Source organism: Duganella sp., from assembly GCF_039595735.1.
Taxonomy (GTDB): domain Bacteria; phylum Pseudomonadota; class Gammaproteobacteria; order Burkholderiales; family Burkholderiaceae_D; genus Rugamonas.
The window spans coordinates 120,806-134,680 of sequence record NZ_JBCNLB010000002.1 but is presented as its reverse complement, the minus strand read 5'-3'; the positions used below and the strand labels follow the sequence as shown (position 1 = coordinate 134,680).

Here is a 13,875-nt window from a genome sequence, read left to right as displayed (position 1 = left end):
TACCCAATTTATTCCTGCGGCGTGGTTTCTTTGAATTTGCCGTAGCTCATCAGCTTCTCGTGACGGGCTTCCAGCAGGTCTTTGGTCTTCATGCCGTGGAACTGACGCAGCGAGTCGGCCAGCGCGCGCTTCAGCAGCGTGGCCATCTGCTTCGGATCGCGGTGTGCACCGCCCAGCGGCTCGCTGACGATCTTGTCGATCAGGCCGATCGCTTTCAGGCGGTGCGCGGTCAGGCCCAGCGCTTCGGCGGCGTCGGCCGCGCGCTCCGAGGTCTTCCACAGAATCGAGGCGCAGCCTTCCGGCGAGATCACCGAATAGGTCGCATATTGCAGCATCAGCACCTGGTCGGCCACGGCAATTGCCAGCGCGCCGCCAGAACCGCCTTCACCGATGATGGTGGCGATCAGCGGCACTTTCAGTTCCGCCATCACGTACAGATTGTGGCCGATCGCTTCCGACTGGCCGCGCTCTTCCGCGTCGATGCCGGGGAAGGCGCCCGGCGTATCCACAAAGGTGAACACCGGAATGCCAAATTTCTCGGCCAGCTTCATCAGGCGCATGGCTTTGCGGTAGCCCTCCGGCTTCGGCATGCCGAAATTGCGCATGGCACGCTCTTTGGTGTCGCGGCCCTTCTGGTGGCCGATCACCATGCAAGCCTGGCCATTGAAGCGCGCCAGGCCGCCCACCACCGACAGGTCGTCCGCGTAGGTGCGGTCGCCGTGCAGTTCGTGGAAGTCGGTGAAGATTTCATTCACGTAGTCCATGGTGTATGGACGTTGTGGGTGACGCGCGATTTGCGATACCTGCCATGGCGTCAGCTTGGCGTAGATGTCTTTGGTCAGCTGCTGGCTTTTTTTGGCCAGACGGTCGATCTCCTCAGAGATGTCGACAGCGGAATCGTCTTGTACGAAGCGCAGTTCTTCGATTTTGCCGTCGAGTTCAGCAATCGGTTGCTCAAAATTGAGGAAAGTCGTTTTGGTCATTGTACCTCCGTGTTTATTCTCAGCTGCGGCTCAGTTGCCCGTTTGTGACAGGCACAAAAAGTCCTCGCACAGCGATTAGAGTATCTATTCTACAGCAACCGGGTCGAGACTACGCCATAAATACCACGTGGCGACCGTGCGGTAGGGTTCCCAGTTGGCGGAAACCTCGCGCGCATCGCTGCGCGAGACCGGTTCGCCGGAGAAGTAATTCTGGCTGATGCCCTGGATCAGGCCGGGGTCGTCCAGCGGCAGAACGTTAGGTCGGAGCAGATTAAATATCAAAAACATCTCGGCTGTCCAGCGGCCGATGCCGCGGATCTGCACCAGCTCGGCAATCACCGCCTCGTCGTCCATCTGGTCCCACTGGGCCGTGTGGACGCGCTTGTTCTTGAAGTGGTCGGCCAGGTCAAGGATGTACTCGGTCTTGCGCTTGGACAGGCCGCATGCCGCCAGCTGCTCGGGACCGGCCTTGATGATCTGCGCCGGCGTGCATTTCGGGCTGATATCCAGCAGTTTTTTCCAGGCCACGTCGGCAACCCTGGCGGTCACCTGCTGGCCGACGATGGAACGCGCCAAGGTGGTAAACGGATCATGATGGCCGCGCAGGTGCAGGTCGCCAAACTGCGGGATGAGCTTGTTCATGATGCGGTCCCGCTTCATGAGCTCAGCCTTGGCTTGCTCCCAGTACGGCGGCACGCCGCCCGCGGCCTCGTTATCCCTGGCGATCACCATGTTATGCGCGGCGCCAGTTGGTGGTGCCGTCAGGCTTGTCTTCGAGGATGATGCCGGCCGCCAGCAGGTCGGCACGGATCTGGTCCGATTCCGCGAAGTTGCGCGCCTTCTTGGCTGCCGCGCGCTGGGCGATGGCCGCAGTGATGGCGGCATCGTCGCCGCCCGCGCCGCCCACCGACGCCTGCAGGAATTGCTGCGGCGTGCGGTCCAGCAGGCCGATCACGGCCGCCAGGCCTTTCAACTGGCGCGCCAGCACCGGCGATTTCGACTTGTTCAGCTCGGTGACCAGGTCAAACAGCGCGGCCACGGCCAGTGGCGTGTTGAAGTCGTCGTCCATCGCTGCCGCGAAGCGGGCGGCGTGTTCCTCTTTCCAGTCCAGCGGCTGGCCGTCGCCCGCCACGCCATCCAGCGCGGTGTACAGGCGGGTCAGCGCGCCACGGGCGTCGTCCAGGTGCGCGTCCGAGTAATTCAGCGGGCTGCGGTAGTGGGCGCGCAGGATGAAGAAGCGCACCACCTCGGCGTCGTACTTCTTCAGCACGTCGCGGATGGTGAAGAAATTGCCCAGCGATTTGGACATCTTTTCGTTATCCACGCGCACGAAACCGTTGTGCACCCAGTAGTTGACCATCGGATGGCCGGAGGCGCCTTCCGACTGCGCGATCTCGTTTTCATGGTGCGGGAACTGCAGGTCCGCGCCGCCGCCGTGGATGTCGAAGTGTTCGCCCAGCAGCTCGCACGACATGGCGGAGCACTCGATGTGCCAGCCCGGCCGGCCCTTGCCCCACTTGGAATCCCACTTCACTTCTTCCGGCTCGGATTCTTTCGAGGCTTTCCACAGCACGAAGTCCAGCGGATCGCGCTTGCCGGTGTTGATGTCGACGCGCTCGCCGGCGCGCAGGTCGTCCAGCGACTTACCGGACAGGCGGCCGTACTGCGGGAAGTTGCGCACTGCGTAGTTGACGTCGCCGTCCTCGCCCTGGTAGGCCAGGTCCCTGGCTTCCAGCTTCTCGATCAGCGCCAGCATTTGCGGCACATACTCGGTGGCGCGCGGCACCAGCGTTGGCGGCAGGATGCCCAGCGCGGTGGTGTCTTCGTCCATGTATTGCGTGAAGCGGGTGGTCAGCTGCGAGATGGTCTCGCCATTTTCCACCGCGCGCTTGATGATCTTGTCGTCGATGTCCGTGATGTTGCGGGCGTAGGTGACGTCGTAGCCGGAAGCCAGCAGCCAGCGGTACATGACGTCAAACGCCATCATCATGCGGGCGTGACCGACGTGGCAGTAATCGTAGATGGTCATGCCGCATACATACATGCGGACTTTGCCCGGTTCGATCGGTACGAATACTTGCTTGTCACGCGCCAGCGTGTTGTAAATCTTTAAATTGCTCATCGGACTCTTGCGGTTTTGCTGGGTCCACGGGCAATACGATGGCCCGGTGCGTCATCTGAAGCAGCGCGCACCAGTCATCATCGTGTGCCTGAGGGAACCTTGGGAATGTTCTTGTTTCTACCTTCTAAGGGGTAGAATGGAACAAGTATAGCATTGATAAAAACAGCATAGGCCTCATCTGTAACTGGATTTTGCCTATCCAACATCTTGAAGAGGATGCCCGATGTATCAAAAACTGCTGACCGCCCTCGCCGGCCTGACGCTCTCCGCCGCTGTGCTGGCCGCGCCCGCCGTCACCCAGGTTGAACTGAAGACCACCATGGGCGATATCGTGGTGGAACTGAATCGCGAGAAAGCACCGAAGACGGTCGACAACTTCCTCACCTATGTGAAGTCCGGTTTCTATAAAGGCACGATTTTCCACCGCGTGATCGACGGCTTCATGATCCAGGGTGGCGGCTACGATGAAAAACTCAAGGGCAAACCGGTCAACAAACCGGTGCCGATCGAGTCGAATAACGGCCTGAGCAACGTGAAATACTCGCTGGCCATGGCGCGCATGGGTGATCCGAATTCGGCCACCTCGCAATGGTTCATCAACGTCGAAGACAATGCCCCGCTCGATTATCCGGGTCCGGATGGCTCGGGCGGCTACACCGTGTTTGGCAAAGTCGTCAAAGGTTTTGAGACCGTGGACAAGATCAAGGGCGTGCTGGTGGACGACAAAGGCATCTTCCAGAACATCCCGGTGATTCCGATCACGGTGAAGTCCGCCACGATTTTGAAGACACCAATCCAGCCGAAACAGTAAAATAGCGGCCTTGCTGTAATTTTTAACCATTCAGGACAAGAACATGACCAAAGTAATCATCAAAACCAACCTGGGCACCATGACTGCCGAACTGGACGCGGAGAAAGCGCCGAAAACCGTCGCCAACTTCCTGTCCTACCTGGAAGCCGGCCACTACAACAACACCATCTTCCACCGCGTGATCGATGGTTTCATGATCCAGGGCGGCGGTTTCGAGCCAGGCATGAAGCAAAAACCAGCCGACCAGACCGTGGAAAACGAAGCCAAGAACGGCCTCAAGAACGACACCTACACCCTGGCCATGGCCCGCACCTCGGCGCCGCACTCGGCGTCGGCACAATTCTTCATCAACGTCAAAAACAACTCCTTCCTGGACTACCCAGGCCAGGACGGCTGGGGCTACGCCGTGTTCGGCAAAGTGGTGGAAGGCACCGAGGTTGTGGACGCCATCAAAAAGGTTAAAACCACCCGCAGCGGCATGTTCGCTGATGTGCCAGCGGAAGACGTGGTCATCGAAAGCATCGAACTGGCTGCTTGAGAATGACTGCAGTCTGCGCGCTGTTCATCTCCGATCTGCATCTGCAGCCCGCGCATCCCGCGACCAGTGCGGCGTTTTTCGACTTCCTGGAGCGGCATGCGCGGCACGCGCAGCAACTGTATCTGCTTGGCGACCTGTTTGAATACTGGGCCGGCGATGACGACATCGCCGAGCCTTTCCACGCGCAGGTGGTGGCGGCGCTGCGCGCCGTCAGCGACGCCGGCGTGGTGGTCTACTGGATCGCCGGCAACCGCGATTTCCTGGTCGGCGCCCGTTTTGCCGAGGCGGCCAACGTCATCCTGCTGCCCGAAACCTGGGTGGCCGAGATCGGCGGCCAGAAGGTCGTGGTGCTGCACGGCGACGCCCAGTGCACGCAAGACAGCAAATACATGGCATTCCGCGCCATGGTGCGGCAGCCCGCATGGCAGGCGCAATTTACCGCCATGCCACTGGCGCAGCGCAAGGCCATCATCGCCGGCCTGCGCGCCGACAGCCGCAAGGAACAAAGCGGCAAATCCTACGACATCATGGATGTGACGCCGCAAGCGATTGCGGACGTGTTTGCAGAAACCGGCACCAACGTCATGATCCACGGCCACACCCACCGCCCCGCCCTGCACCAGGTGGACGGCAAGCGCCGTTACGTGCTGCCGGACTGGGAACCGGACGCCACGCCGCCGCGCGGCGGCTGGATCGCCATCGATGACCATGGCGTGATTACGCGTCACGACCTCAGCGGTGCGGTCATCGCATCGTGAAACAATATCCGCTGCTTGCCGGCCTGTGTTGCGCCCTGCTGGGCAACACAGCGTGGCCGGCGCCGCCGCAGTACACAGTGGCGTGGCGCGACAAACCGCCCTACCACTACATTGAAAACGGCCAGCCCAGGGGCTTTCTGCTGGCGCGGGCGCGCGCGATCTTCGACGCCGCCGGCCTCAGCACACGCTTCGTCAACGAGCCGCAAAAACGCATCTGGGCCAATTTCCAGCACGGCGCCACCCACTACTGCTCGATCAGCTGGTATCGCCTGCCCGAGCGCGAAGCGGCGGCGCAATTCAGCCAGCCGATCCACGAAGACCTGCCGCACACCATCCTGATCGCGCCCGGCATGGCGCAGCGGGTGCAGGCCCACGGCACGCTGGAATCCCTGCTGTCGGACACCACGCTGACGCTGGGCGCGATTGAAGGCGTATCCTACGGCCCGGTGCTGGACCAGGCCATCAAGACCAGCAAAAACCAGGTCATGAGCCGCACCGTGGAAACCACGCAAATGATGCGCATGCTGGCAGTGGGCCGCGCCTCCTTCATGTTTGTCGACCGCGAAGACTGGGACTTCTTCCGGCGCAAGGAAAAGTCGGCGCAAAACCTGGTGCGCTACGACCTGCCCAACATGCCGCCGGGCCTGCGGCGCTACATCGTCTGCAGCCGCGACGTGCCGCCGGACGTGATGAACAAACTCAATCAGGCGATTGCCGCGACCGGCGGCATGAACAACCCCGGCCACAGCAAACCCGCCAGATAAGCTTAACGGTTGATGGCCGCCATGGCGGTGTTGAGGCGGCGCACCAGTTGCTGATTCAGATCACGCGTGTGGCGTGCCCAGCGGTCCATGGTGCGCTGCAGTTCGGCGTACAGCTGATTGGCCTTGTCGGCATCCCCCACGCCGGCCGCCCAGATGGCAAACTCGGCCTGCACGGCAAAGCTGTTGTGACGGCTCAGGGCATATTCAAACTCGGCGCGCGCTTCCTCATTGCGGCCGGCGGCGGCCAGAGCCTGCGCCAGCAGCAGCGACACCTGCTCCGGGCGGAATTTGGCATCGCTGGCGCGGATGGTTTGCAGGTGCGACACCGCTGCCGGCGCGCGGCCACAGGCCAGCGTGGCCTGGGCCGCACCGTAGCGGATCTCCAGATCGCCGGAAAACGGGCCTTGCAGGCAAGCCTCGTAGGTGGATGCCGCCTCTTCCGCGTTACCGGCCGCCAGCAGGGCGCTGGCCAGGCGCATCTGATTTTGCGCGGTTGGCGTGAACTCGTAAGCCTGGCGCGCTTCGCGCAACTCCCGGCCCGGATCCAGCGTTTTCGCCGCCACCGTCACCGCCTTGCGCGCGCCGTGCTGAATCTTCGAATTCGGCAGATAGATGGCAAAGAAGTACACGATGCTGCCCAAGCCGGGGAACAGGAACAAAATCACCACCCAATACAACTGCTGACCACTGCGGATGGCATGGATGGCGAAGAAAATCGCCACCAGCACATGCAATCCCACGCCAAAAATTTCCATGACCTGCCTCTGCAATCAAAATGAACCCAGATTGTAGAAGCTCCGGCCGCGCATCACAAGGCGGCCACGGCCGCTGGTTGGCGCAGGTAGGCGGCAGCGCAGCGGGCCAGGCGGCCGATGAACACGCCGTTGAACAGGCCGTACAGGGTGGTCACCACCAGCGAGCCGGCCAGGCCGTGTACCAGCTCAGGACGCATTACCGACAACACGCCCACGGTGTACTTGGTGATGAAGATGGCCATCATCAGCATCAGCGGCGCCCAGCTGCCGCGCTGGAACACAGTGCCGGCGGCGCGGTTGACGGCGATCCCGCCCTTGCTCAGGGTCCAGACCAGCGCCACGGCCAGCGCCACGCCGGCGGCCCAGGCGGCCCACACCGCCGCGCCCAGCACACCGTGGGGATTGATGCTGGTCACGGCCAGCACCAGCATCACGCCGGGGATGATGGCCATTTTTTGCAGGGTCATCTCACGATCCTGGGTGGCCAGGTAACCGCGGTACAGCAGAAAGGCCAGCAGGGCCCAAACGTAGACGGGGGTATGTGCGAGGATTTGGCTGATCATAGTTAGCTCCGTTAAGTGCGTTTCGATGGCGCCATGATGCGCGTGCCGGCCGCGCCGCGGAGCGCGCTGCGACGAAATGCGCCGGCGCGGCGCGAAATGCAGCCAGCCGGCGCGAAATACTCCGGGGTCAGGTCCGCCATTTCTACACGGTCTCATCCGTAACGCATGTTACGGATGAGACCGTGTAGAAATGGCGGACCTGACCCCGGATTTATTGCGCGGGCTGGAGCTTGGCGACCAGGCCGCCGGGACGGGTGTCGATGCCGGTCAGTACGAATTGCACGCCGGCGTAGCGCAGGTCTTCCGGACGGAAGCTGTGCAACGGCACTTCGCGGATGACCTGGTCGCTCAGCAGGTTGGCCACGCTGGCCAGCTGGTTTTGCTTGCCTTCGTCCAGGTTGTCAAGGATGAAACGGTCGACGTGGGCGTCGGCCAGGTAGATGGCGTTACGCGGGCTGTCCACCCGCAATCGGCCGGAAATCAGCATGCTGCCATGCCAGGACTGGCGCGCCAGTAGCGGCGTCACGCCCAGGTCCACGGTCAGCGCCACGCGGTCGTTCTCGGGCATGATGGCCAGGCGCGGATGGCTCAGTTCCACTTCAAATACACCCAGCGCGCGCTGATGCAACGGGAATTTACGGTCGAGGCTGGTTTGCAGGCGCTCTTGCGGCAGTTCCACCTCGCGCGGGCCGATCAGGCCGGCGCATGCCGCCAGCAGACCGGCCATCATCAGCGGCGCGGCAAATTTCGCATAGCGTTTAAGATTCATCGGGAGATCCTTGGAAAATTTGGAACCCCCACATTATATGACCCAGACACGAATCGGCTGCGCCGGTTGGAGTATCAGCAACGATGCCGCAAAGGAATTTCCCGGCGACGGCAGCCACCTGCAGCGCTACGGCGCCGTGCTGAACGCGGTGGAGATCAATTCCTCGTTTTATCGCCCCCATCAGCCGCACACCTACGCGCGCTGGGCCGACAGCGTGCCCGACGATTTCCGCTTTGCCGTCAAGCTGCCCAAAAGCATCTCGCACGAACGGCGCCTGCACGACGCCGACGCCCTGCTCGACCGTTTTGCCGCCGAAGCCGGCGCCCTTGGCCACAAGCTGGGCTGCGTGCTGGTGCAGCTGCCGCCCAGCCTGGCGCTGGACGCCGCTGCCGCGCAGCAGTTTTTCACGCAGCTGCGCGCCCGCTTTTCCGGCATGCTGGCCTGTGAAGCCCGCCATGGCAGCTGGTTCACGCCAGCGGCCACCGCGCTGCTGCAAGCGCAGCAGGTGACCCGCGTGATTGCCGATCCGCCCGCCGGCAAACCGGGACCGTATGTGCCGACCACGGAAGCGCTGTATGTCCGCCTGCACGGCAGTCCGCAGATCTACGTCTCGCTGTATGCGGACGCGCAGCTGCAGCAGGTGGCCGCCACGCTGGCCGGCAGCCGGCACGCCTGGTGCGTTTTCGACAATACCATGACCGGCCGCCAGACCCTGCAAGCCCTGCGCCTGCGCCAGCTTCTGGCGCAGGTTTAGCGCGGCGCGTTGAGCGCCTGCTCCAGTTCTTCCAGCGTGGCCGGCTTGACCAGGTGAAAATCGAAGCCGGCCTCGCGCGTGCGCTCACGGTCGCGCTCGGCGCCGTAGCCGGTGTGGGCGATCAGCCGCGTCTGCGCCAGCGCCGGGTCGGCGCGCAACTGGCGCGCCAGCGCGTAGCCGTCCATGTCAGGCATGCCCAGATCCAGCACCACCGCTTGCGGGACATGGGCACGCGCCAGCGCCAGCGCGGTGGCGGCGTCGTTCGCGGTCCAGACCTGATGGCCGGTCAGCGTCAGCAGCTCGGCCATGACCGCCACCGAGTCGGTGTTGTCATCCACCAGCAGCAGGCGCTGCGGCGCGCCCGGCGCCGCCGCTGCGGCCGGTGCCGGGGTGTCTGACCGCGTGGCTTTCAGCGGCAGGTCGAGTTCAAAGGTGCTGCCCTGGCCGATCCCGCCGCTGTACCCTTGCACGCTGCCGCCATGCAGTTCGGCCAGCTTGGACACCAGTGACAGCCCGATCCCCAGCCCGTCATGCACGCGGTCCGCGGTCGACGCGCCTTGGGCAAACATGTCGAAGATGCGCTTTAGGTTGTAGCTGGTGATGCCGATGCCGTTATCGCTGACGGCAATCCGGATGCGGTCCGGCTGCGGCACGCTCACCGTCAGCGCGATCTGGCCGCCGGGATCGGTAAACTTGGCAGCGTTGTGCAGCAGGTTGCCGATGATTTGCGCCAGCCGCACCGGGTCGCCATGCAGCCATAAAGGCTGCTGCGGCAGGTTGACGCGCAGCGTGTGGCCGCGCGACTCGACCAGCGCCCGGACGGTTTCCAGCGCCGGCTCGACCACGGCGTGCAGTTCCACATCCTGATGGCGCAAGGTCAGCTTGCCTTCCGAAATGCGCGCCACGTCCAGCAGGTCGTCCACCAGATGGGTCAGATGTCCGACCTGGCGCAAGATCACGTCGCGCGCTTTCTGGTGCAGTTCCGGCCGCTCGGGCGGCAGCGTGTTCATCAGCGCGACCGCGTTGCGGATCGGGCTGAGCGGATTGCGCAGCTCGTGCGCCAGCGTCGCCAGGAAGTCGTTCTTGTTCTCGTCCGCCGCGCGCAGCAAGCCTTCCATGTTCTTGCGCTCGCTGATGTCGCTGCTGATGCGCGCGATACGATAGGGTTGCTGCTGGTCGTCGCGCACCAGGAAGGCGCGGTCGCGCACCCAGCGCACCCGCTCGCCGCCACCGCTCAGGCGGTATTCCTGGTCGTACTGGCCACTGTGCAGCAAGTTAGCCCAGCTCGCCAGCACGCGCGCGCGGTCGTCGGCGTGGATGGCGCGGGTCCAGTCGTCGGCAGCCTGTTCCAGCTGCGCCAGCGGCAGGCCGAACAGCCGCTCATAGGCCGGGCTGGCGTACAGCAGGCAGCCATCCGCGGTGCGGAACATCCAGAACACGTCTTCGATGTTTTCGGCCAACTGGCGGAAGCGCTCCTCGCTGTTGCGCAGTTCGGTCTGGGTGCGCTGCAGGCGCAGCAGCGCGTTGACGTTGGCGATCAGCTCGTCAGCCTCGATCGGCGCGGCCAGGTAGTTGTCGGCGCCGCCGTCCAGGCCGCGTATCTTGTCGTCGCGGCCGATCAGCGCGGCCGAGGTTTGCAGCACCAGCACGGTGCAGGTGGCAACATCGGCCTTGATGCGGCGGCACACCTCGATGCCGCTGATGTCGGGCAGCTTGACGTCCAGCAGCACCAGCGCCGGCAGCCATTTGCGCGCCATCTCCAGCGCGTCGGTGCCGTTCTCGGCCTCGATCACCTGGAAGCCGGCGCTCTGCAGGATGCGGGTCTTGACGTAGCGCGCACCGTCGTTGTCATCAACGTTGAGTATCAGGATAGAGCTGTTATCCATCACGGTTTCCTTTCTGCTGCGGCGCCCGGCAGCCGCAGGTAAAACGTCGACCCTTCGCCCTCCGCGCTGCGGACGTCGACCTCGCCGCCCAGCAAGACCGCCAGCTTGCGGCACAGCGGCAAGCCGAGGCCGGTGCCTTTGGCGCGGCGCTGCAGCGGATGGGCGATCTGGCTGAATTCCTCGAAGATCAGCTGCTGGTTTTCCGGGCTGATGCCGATGCCGCTGTCGCTCACGGCAAACGTGATGCGGCCGTCCTCCTCCCCCAGCAGCTGGACCACCACCTGGCCCTGCTCGGTGAACTTCAGCGCATTGGAAATGAAGTTGCGCAGGATTTGCGTGACCTTGCCCTCGTCCGACACCAGCGGCAGCGGCAGCGGCGCCGGGTCGACAAACACCAGCTCCACCGCCGAGTTGCGCGTGAGCGGCCGCAGCATGCCTTTCAGGGCGCTGAACAGTTCGCCCGGCTGGATCGGCGCCAGGTTGACCTCCACCTTGCCGGCTTCGATCTTGGCCAGGTCCAGCAGGTCGTTGACCAGCTCGGACAGGTCGGCGGCAGCGTTGGCGATGAAGCTGACCTGGCGCTCCTGTTCCGGCGTCAGCGGCCCATCCATGCGGTCCAGCAGCAAGGTGGTCAGCGCGCGGATCGAGCTGAGCGGCGTACGCAGCTCGTGGCTGGTGTTGGACAGGAAGCGCGATTTCATTTCATCGGCCTTGCGCAGGCGTTCGGCCTTGTCCTCGATTTCGGCGTACAGGGCCACCACGCCGCGGTTGGTGTCTTCCAGCTCGCGCGTCAGCTCCAGCAGATCTTCCTGGCGCTCGCGCAGCTCGGCCAGCGCCTGCGCCAGCTCGCGGTTTTGCTGCTCGACTTCGGAAAACGTGTTTTGCACCGGCGTGCCAGCCAGCAGCGCGCCCAGCCGGGCCAGCTGCGGCAGGCTCAGCCCGGCGGCCGGGATGGCCTTGCTCATCGCCACATGCAGCGCGCCCGTGGTGGCGGTCTCGATCTGGCAATCATCCATCAGGCGCTGGGCGGTGATCAGGGCCTCGTCCAGCAAGGCCGGCGCCGCGTCGTTGGCCGAGTCCAGCCGTGCGCCGCCCTCGGCCACGATGGTCACGTGCAGCTGCGGCGGCTGCGGCCGGACCGCAAACGTGGCGCGCCCGCCGGACTGCCGGTCGCGCGCGCAGCGCGCCACTTCCGAGACCGCCGTGGCGATGCGCACCTGGTCCTGCACGCTCAGGTTGAGCAGCGCGGCAATCTGGCGCGCCCGCTGGCGCACCGCCACCACGTCCTCGGCACTGTCGATGCCGACCTGCAGAATGCGGATCGCTTGCGTCATGATGCCGCCATCCTGGCCAGCACCAGCACGCAGGCGTCATCGCGGCCGCGGGCGTGGTCGCGCAGCAGGACCGCGGCAATCAGGACCGGCTCGCAGCCGGCCAGGCCCGGATACTTGTCCAGGTCCCACTGGCTGGCAATGCCGTCGCTGGCCAGCACCACCACCGCCCCGGCCGGGCAGGCAAATGGCAAGTCCTGCACCCGGCGCATATTGTGGCCGACGATGCCGTTGTGCGACATCAGCTGGCGCCGTCCGCCTTCTGCATGAATGCTGGCGCTGATGTTGCCGACGCCGGCAAACTGCAATTGCTGCCCCACGGTGTCGACCGCCGCAATGGCCAGCGCGGCGCCGCGCGTCGGCCGCAGCGCTTCGTTACAAGCCAGCATCAGGGTGGCCGGCGATTGCGTGCTGGTGGCGCCCAGCATCCGCAGCGCGGCTGCTGCGGCCTTGGCCGCCTCGGGGCCGTGGCCGAGGCCATCGGCCAACATCAGCACCACTGTCTCGCCGTGGCGGCGCACGGCCCAGGCGTCGCCGCTGGCGGTCTCGCCGGCCAGCGGCAGGCAGACGCCGCCGGCGCGCCAGCCGGGCACTGCGGCGGCGGCGCCCCACATGCGCATGAACAGCACGGCGCCCTGTCCCGCCGGCGCGTACACGTCAAACCGGTCGGCCAGGCGCCGCATCGCGCCCAGGCCGGTGCCCGAGGTGCCGGCGCCGGACACCCCATCCTGCATGGCGCGCGCCAGGTTGGCGATGCCCGGCCCGCGATCGATCGCCAGCACTTCCACGCACATCTGGCCGCCGTGGCTGACCGTGGACAACAGCATGCGGCCTTCGCCGGCATGCTTGAGGATATTGGTCGCGGCCTCCGTGATGATAATGGCCAGCTGGCCGCTGCGCGTCTCATCCAGGCCCAGCGCGTCGGCCTGACGCTGGCCGATGCGGCGCGCGGCAGCAACGTCGCTGGCATGGGTGATGGCGATCCACTCGGAGGGAGACAGGGAACTGCTTAGATTTTCCATTTAATAATTGCTACCGCTGTGCCCTCGCCGGGGCGTGAATCTATCGTAAACTCATCGGCCAGGCGCTTGGTGCCGCCCAGTCCCAATCCCAGCCCGCCGCCGCTGGTATAGCCGTCGCGCAGCGCCAGTTCGATGTCCGCGATGCCGGGGCCGGTGTCGGCAAACACCAGCCGCAGCCCCTGGCGCACACCGTCGCGCAAGCGCTCCAGCAGCACCACGCCGCCGCCGCCGTACTTGATGGTGTTACGCGCCAGCTCGCTGGCGGCCGTCACCAGCTTGGTCTGGTCGACCAGGCTCAGCTTCATGGCAATGGCGTGCTCGCGCACCGCCTTGCGCACCCCCACCACGTGCTCGTCCGAGCTCAGCGGCAAGAGGTGCTGCTCGTCGGCCTTGCCGTCGTAGCGCGTCAGCAGCGGCGAACCGTAGCGGGCGATGTCCACAGTACCGTTGGCGGCCATCAGTGGTAATTCTTCCCAAGCAGTAGCATGCCTTTCTCCACATTGAGCGCGGTTTTTACACCGGGCAGTGTCAGGCCCAGTTCCACCAGCGTGATGGCCACTGCCGGCTGCATGCCGACCAGCACCGTGTCGGCGTCCAGCACGCGCGCCATGGCGGCCGTGTTGCTGATCATGCGGCCGATAAACGAGTCGACCAGATCCAGCGCCGAGATGTCGATCAGCACGCCCTTGGCGCGGTCGCTGACGATCCGTTCCGTCAGGTCATCCTGCAAGGTCATGGCCAGGCGGTCGTGCATGTCCACCTGGATGGTGACCAGCAGCAGGTCGCCGATGCGCAAAATAGGAATGCGGTCCATGGGCG

The 13,875-nt window shown here is 64.5% G+C and carries 17 protein-coding genes; 5 read left to right on the top strand and 12 right to left on the bottom strand.

The annotated features are described in order from the left end of the window. Positions 1-8 precede the first annotated feature (8 nt). From ABDW57_RS05680 to cysS, 3 genes are all read right to left on the bottom strand, one after another. On the bottom strand, positions 9-983 hold the full coding sequence (locus ABDW57_RS05680) for an acetyl-CoA carboxylase carboxyltransferase subunit alpha (protein ID WP_154357951.1): 975 nt from the start codon (positions 981-983) through the stop codon (positions 9-11). Positions 984-1,067: 84 nt separating this feature from the next. Further along, a complete protein-coding gene (locus ABDW57_RS05675; protein ID WP_343729237.1) occupies positions 1,068-1,715 on the bottom strand; it encodes a DNA-3-methyladenine glycosylase 2 family protein in 648 nt (215 codons plus the stop codon). 1 nt (position 1,716) lies between these two features. Further along, positions 1,717-3,105 (bottom strand): cysteine--tRNA ligase, encoded by a 1,389-nt coding sequence (gene cysS / locus ABDW57_RS05670; RefSeq protein ID WP_343729236.1) that lies wholly within the window; start codon positions 3,103-3,105, stop codon positions 1,717-1,719. Between the two features lie 223 nt (positions 3,106-3,328). On the opposite strand from cysS, the gene ABDW57_RS05665 reads away from it, so the two are divergent. Genes ABDW57_RS05665 through ABDW57_RS05650 form a run of 4 tightly spaced genes read left to right on the top strand, consistent with a single transcriptional unit; the run spans position 3,329 to position 5,976 of the window. Continuing rightward, positions 3,329-3,916 (top strand): peptidylprolyl isomerase, encoded by a 588-nt coding sequence (locus ABDW57_RS05665; RefSeq protein ID WP_343729235.1) that lies wholly within the window; start codon positions 3,329-3,331, stop codon positions 3,914-3,916. A 43-nt stretch (positions 3,917-3,959) separates the two neighbouring features. After that, complete coding sequence (locus ABDW57_RS05660; RefSeq protein WP_343729234.1) at positions 3,960-4,454, top strand: peptidylprolyl isomerase; 495 nt, start codon at positions 3,960-3,962, stop codon at positions 4,452-4,454. A gap of 2 nt (positions 4,455-4,456) precedes the next feature. After that, on the top strand, positions 4,457-5,212 hold the full coding sequence (locus tag ABDW57_RS05655; RefSeq protein WP_343729233.1) for a UDP-2,3-diacylglucosamine diphosphatase: 756 nt from the start codon (positions 4,457-4,459) through the stop codon (positions 5,210-5,212). Then, complete coding sequence (locus tag ABDW57_RS05650; protein WP_343729232.1) at positions 5,209-5,976, top strand: transporter substrate-binding domain-containing protein; 768 nt, start codon at positions 5,209-5,211, stop codon at positions 5,974-5,976. The genes ABDW57_RS05655 and ABDW57_RS05650 overlap by 4 nt, the downstream gene beginning before the upstream one ends. Before the next feature lie 2 nt (positions 5,977-5,978). On the opposite strand, the gene ABDW57_RS05645 is transcribed toward ABDW57_RS05650, so the two are convergent. From ABDW57_RS05645 to ABDW57_RS05630, 4 genes are all read right to left on the bottom strand, one after another. Continuing rightward, positions 5,979-6,731 carry a tetratricopeptide repeat protein gene (locus tag ABDW57_RS05645; protein WP_343729231.1) on the bottom strand — a complete coding sequence of 251 codons (753 nt, stop codon included), beginning with the start codon at positions 6,729-6,731 and terminating at the stop codon, positions 5,979-5,981. A gap of 53 nt (positions 6,732-6,784) precedes the next feature. After that, positions 6,785-7,294: a DUF6622 family protein gene (locus tag ABDW57_RS05640; protein ID WP_343729230.1), complete on the bottom strand. Its 510-nt coding sequence runs from the start codon at positions 7,292-7,294 to the stop codon at positions 6,785-6,787. Positions 7,295-7,305: 11 nt separating this feature from the next. Continuing rightward, positions 7,306-7,434: a hypothetical protein gene (locus ABDW57_RS05635; protein WP_343729229.1), complete on the bottom strand. Its 129-nt coding sequence runs from the start codon at positions 7,432-7,434 to the stop codon at positions 7,306-7,308. A gap of 71 nt (positions 7,435-7,505) precedes the next feature. Then, on the bottom strand, positions 7,506-8,063 hold the full coding sequence (locus tag ABDW57_RS05630) for a DUF1439 domain-containing protein (protein WP_343729228.1): 558 nt from the start codon (positions 8,061-8,063) through the stop codon (positions 7,506-7,508). Positions 8,064-8,100: 37 nt separating this feature from the next. Between ABDW57_RS05630 and ABDW57_RS05625 the strand changes: the two genes are divergently transcribed. Next, the gene (locus ABDW57_RS05625) at positions 8,101-8,817 is read left to right on the top strand and encodes a DUF72 domain-containing protein (RefSeq protein WP_343729227.1); all 717 of its coding nucleotides are present in this window, start codon (positions 8,101-8,103) and stop codon (positions 8,815-8,817) included. On the opposite strand, the gene ABDW57_RS05620 is transcribed toward ABDW57_RS05625, so the two are convergent. Genes ABDW57_RS05620 through ABDW57_RS05600 form a run of 5 tightly spaced genes read right to left on the bottom strand, consistent with a single transcriptional unit; the run spans position 8,814 to position 13,870 of the window. Continuing rightward, positions 8,814-10,703: a response regulator gene (locus tag ABDW57_RS05620; RefSeq protein WP_343729226.1), complete on the bottom strand. Its 1,890-nt coding sequence runs from the start codon at positions 10,701-10,703 to the stop codon at positions 8,814-8,816. The two genes, ABDW57_RS05625 and ABDW57_RS05620, sit on opposite strands and share 4 nt — an antisense overlap. Then, positions 10,703-12,037, bottom strand: a complete 1,335-nt coding sequence (locus ABDW57_RS05615) for an ATP-binding protein (protein WP_343729225.1) — start codon at positions 12,035-12,037, stop codon at positions 10,703-10,705. The genes ABDW57_RS05620 and ABDW57_RS05615 overlap by 1 nt, the downstream gene beginning before the upstream one ends. Continuing rightward, a complete protein-coding gene (locus ABDW57_RS05610; RefSeq protein WP_343729224.1) occupies positions 12,034-13,056 on the bottom strand; it encodes an ATP-binding SpoIIE family protein phosphatase in 1,023 nt (340 codons plus the stop codon). Before ABDW57_RS05610 ends, ABDW57_RS05615 begins: the two co-directional genes overlap by 4 nt. Then, positions 13,044-13,514, bottom strand: a complete 471-nt coding sequence (locus tag ABDW57_RS05605; protein ID WP_343729223.1) for an anti-sigma regulatory factor — start codon at positions 13,512-13,514, stop codon at positions 13,044-13,046. The genes ABDW57_RS05610 and ABDW57_RS05605 overlap by 13 nt, the downstream gene beginning before the upstream one ends. Continuing rightward, on the bottom strand, positions 13,514-13,870 hold the full coding sequence (locus ABDW57_RS05600; RefSeq protein WP_343729222.1) for an STAS domain-containing protein: 357 nt from the start codon (positions 13,868-13,870) through the stop codon (positions 13,514-13,516). Before ABDW57_RS05600 ends, ABDW57_RS05605 begins: the two co-directional genes overlap by 1 nt. Positions 13,871-13,875: the final 5 nt, after the last annotated feature.

What these genes read in the sequence shown, in the direction of transcription:
- ABDW57_RS05680 (WP_154357951.1), bottom strand. Translation starts at nt 983, where the DNA reads ATGACCAAAACGACTTTCCTCAATTTTGAGCAACCGATTGCTGAACTC.
- ABDW57_RS05675 (WP_343729237.1), bottom strand. Translation starts at nt 1,715, where the DNA reads ATGGTGATCGCCAGGGATAACGAGGCCGCGGGCGGCGTGCCGCCGTAC.
- cysS (WP_343729236.1), bottom strand. Translation starts at nt 3,105, where the DNA reads ATGAGCAATTTAAAGATTTACAACACGCTGGCGCGTGACAAGCAAGTA.
- ABDW57_RS05665 (WP_343729235.1), top strand. Translation starts at nt 3,329, where the DNA reads ATGTATCAAAAACTGCTGACCGCCCTCGCCGGCCTGACGCTCTCCGCC.
- ABDW57_RS05660 (WP_343729234.1), top strand. Translation starts at nt 3,960, where the DNA reads ATGACCAAAGTAATCATCAAAACCAACCTGGGCACCATGACTGCCGAA.
- ABDW57_RS05655 (WP_343729233.1), top strand. Translation starts at nt 4,457, where the DNA reads ATGACTGCAGTCTGCGCGCTGTTCATCTCCGATCTGCATCTGCAGCCC.
- ABDW57_RS05645 (WP_343729231.1), bottom strand. Translation starts at nt 6,731, where the DNA reads ATGGAAATTTTTGGCGTGGGATTGCATGTGCTGGTGGCGATTTTCTTC.
- ABDW57_RS05640 (WP_343729230.1), bottom strand. Translation starts at nt 7,294, where the DNA reads ATGATCAGCCAAATCCTCGCACATACCCCCGTCTACGTTTGGGCCCTG.
- ABDW57_RS05635 (WP_343729229.1), bottom strand. Translation starts at nt 7,434, where the DNA reads ATGGCGGACCTGACCCCGGAGTATTTCGCGCCGGCTGGCTGCATTTCG.
- ABDW57_RS05630 (WP_343729228.1), bottom strand. Translation starts at nt 8,063, where the DNA reads ATGAATCTTAAACGCTATGCGAAATTTGCCGCGCCGCTGATGATGGCC.
- ABDW57_RS05625 (WP_343729227.1), top strand. Translation starts at nt 8,101, where the DNA reads ATGACCCAGACACGAATCGGCTGCGCCGGTTGGAGTATCAGCAACGAT.
- ABDW57_RS05620 (WP_343729226.1), bottom strand. Translation starts at nt 10,703, where the DNA reads ATGGATAACAGCTCTATCCTGATACTCAACGTTGATGACAACGACGGT.
- ABDW57_RS05615 (WP_343729225.1), bottom strand. Translation starts at nt 12,037, where the DNA reads ATGACGCAAGCGATCCGCATTCTGCAGGTCGGCATCGACAGTGCCGAG.
- ABDW57_RS05610 (WP_343729224.1), bottom strand. Translation starts at nt 13,056, where the DNA reads ATGGAAAATCTAAGCAGTTCCCTGTCTCCCTCCGAGTGGATCGCCATC.
- ABDW57_RS05605 (WP_343729223.1), bottom strand. Translation starts at nt 13,514, where the DNA reads ATGGCCGCCAACGGTACTGTGGACATCGCCCGCTACGGTTCGCCGCTG.
- ABDW57_RS05600 (WP_343729222.1), bottom strand. Translation starts at nt 13,870, where the DNA reads ATGGACCGCATTCCTATTTTGCGCATCGGCGACCTGCTGCTGGTCACC.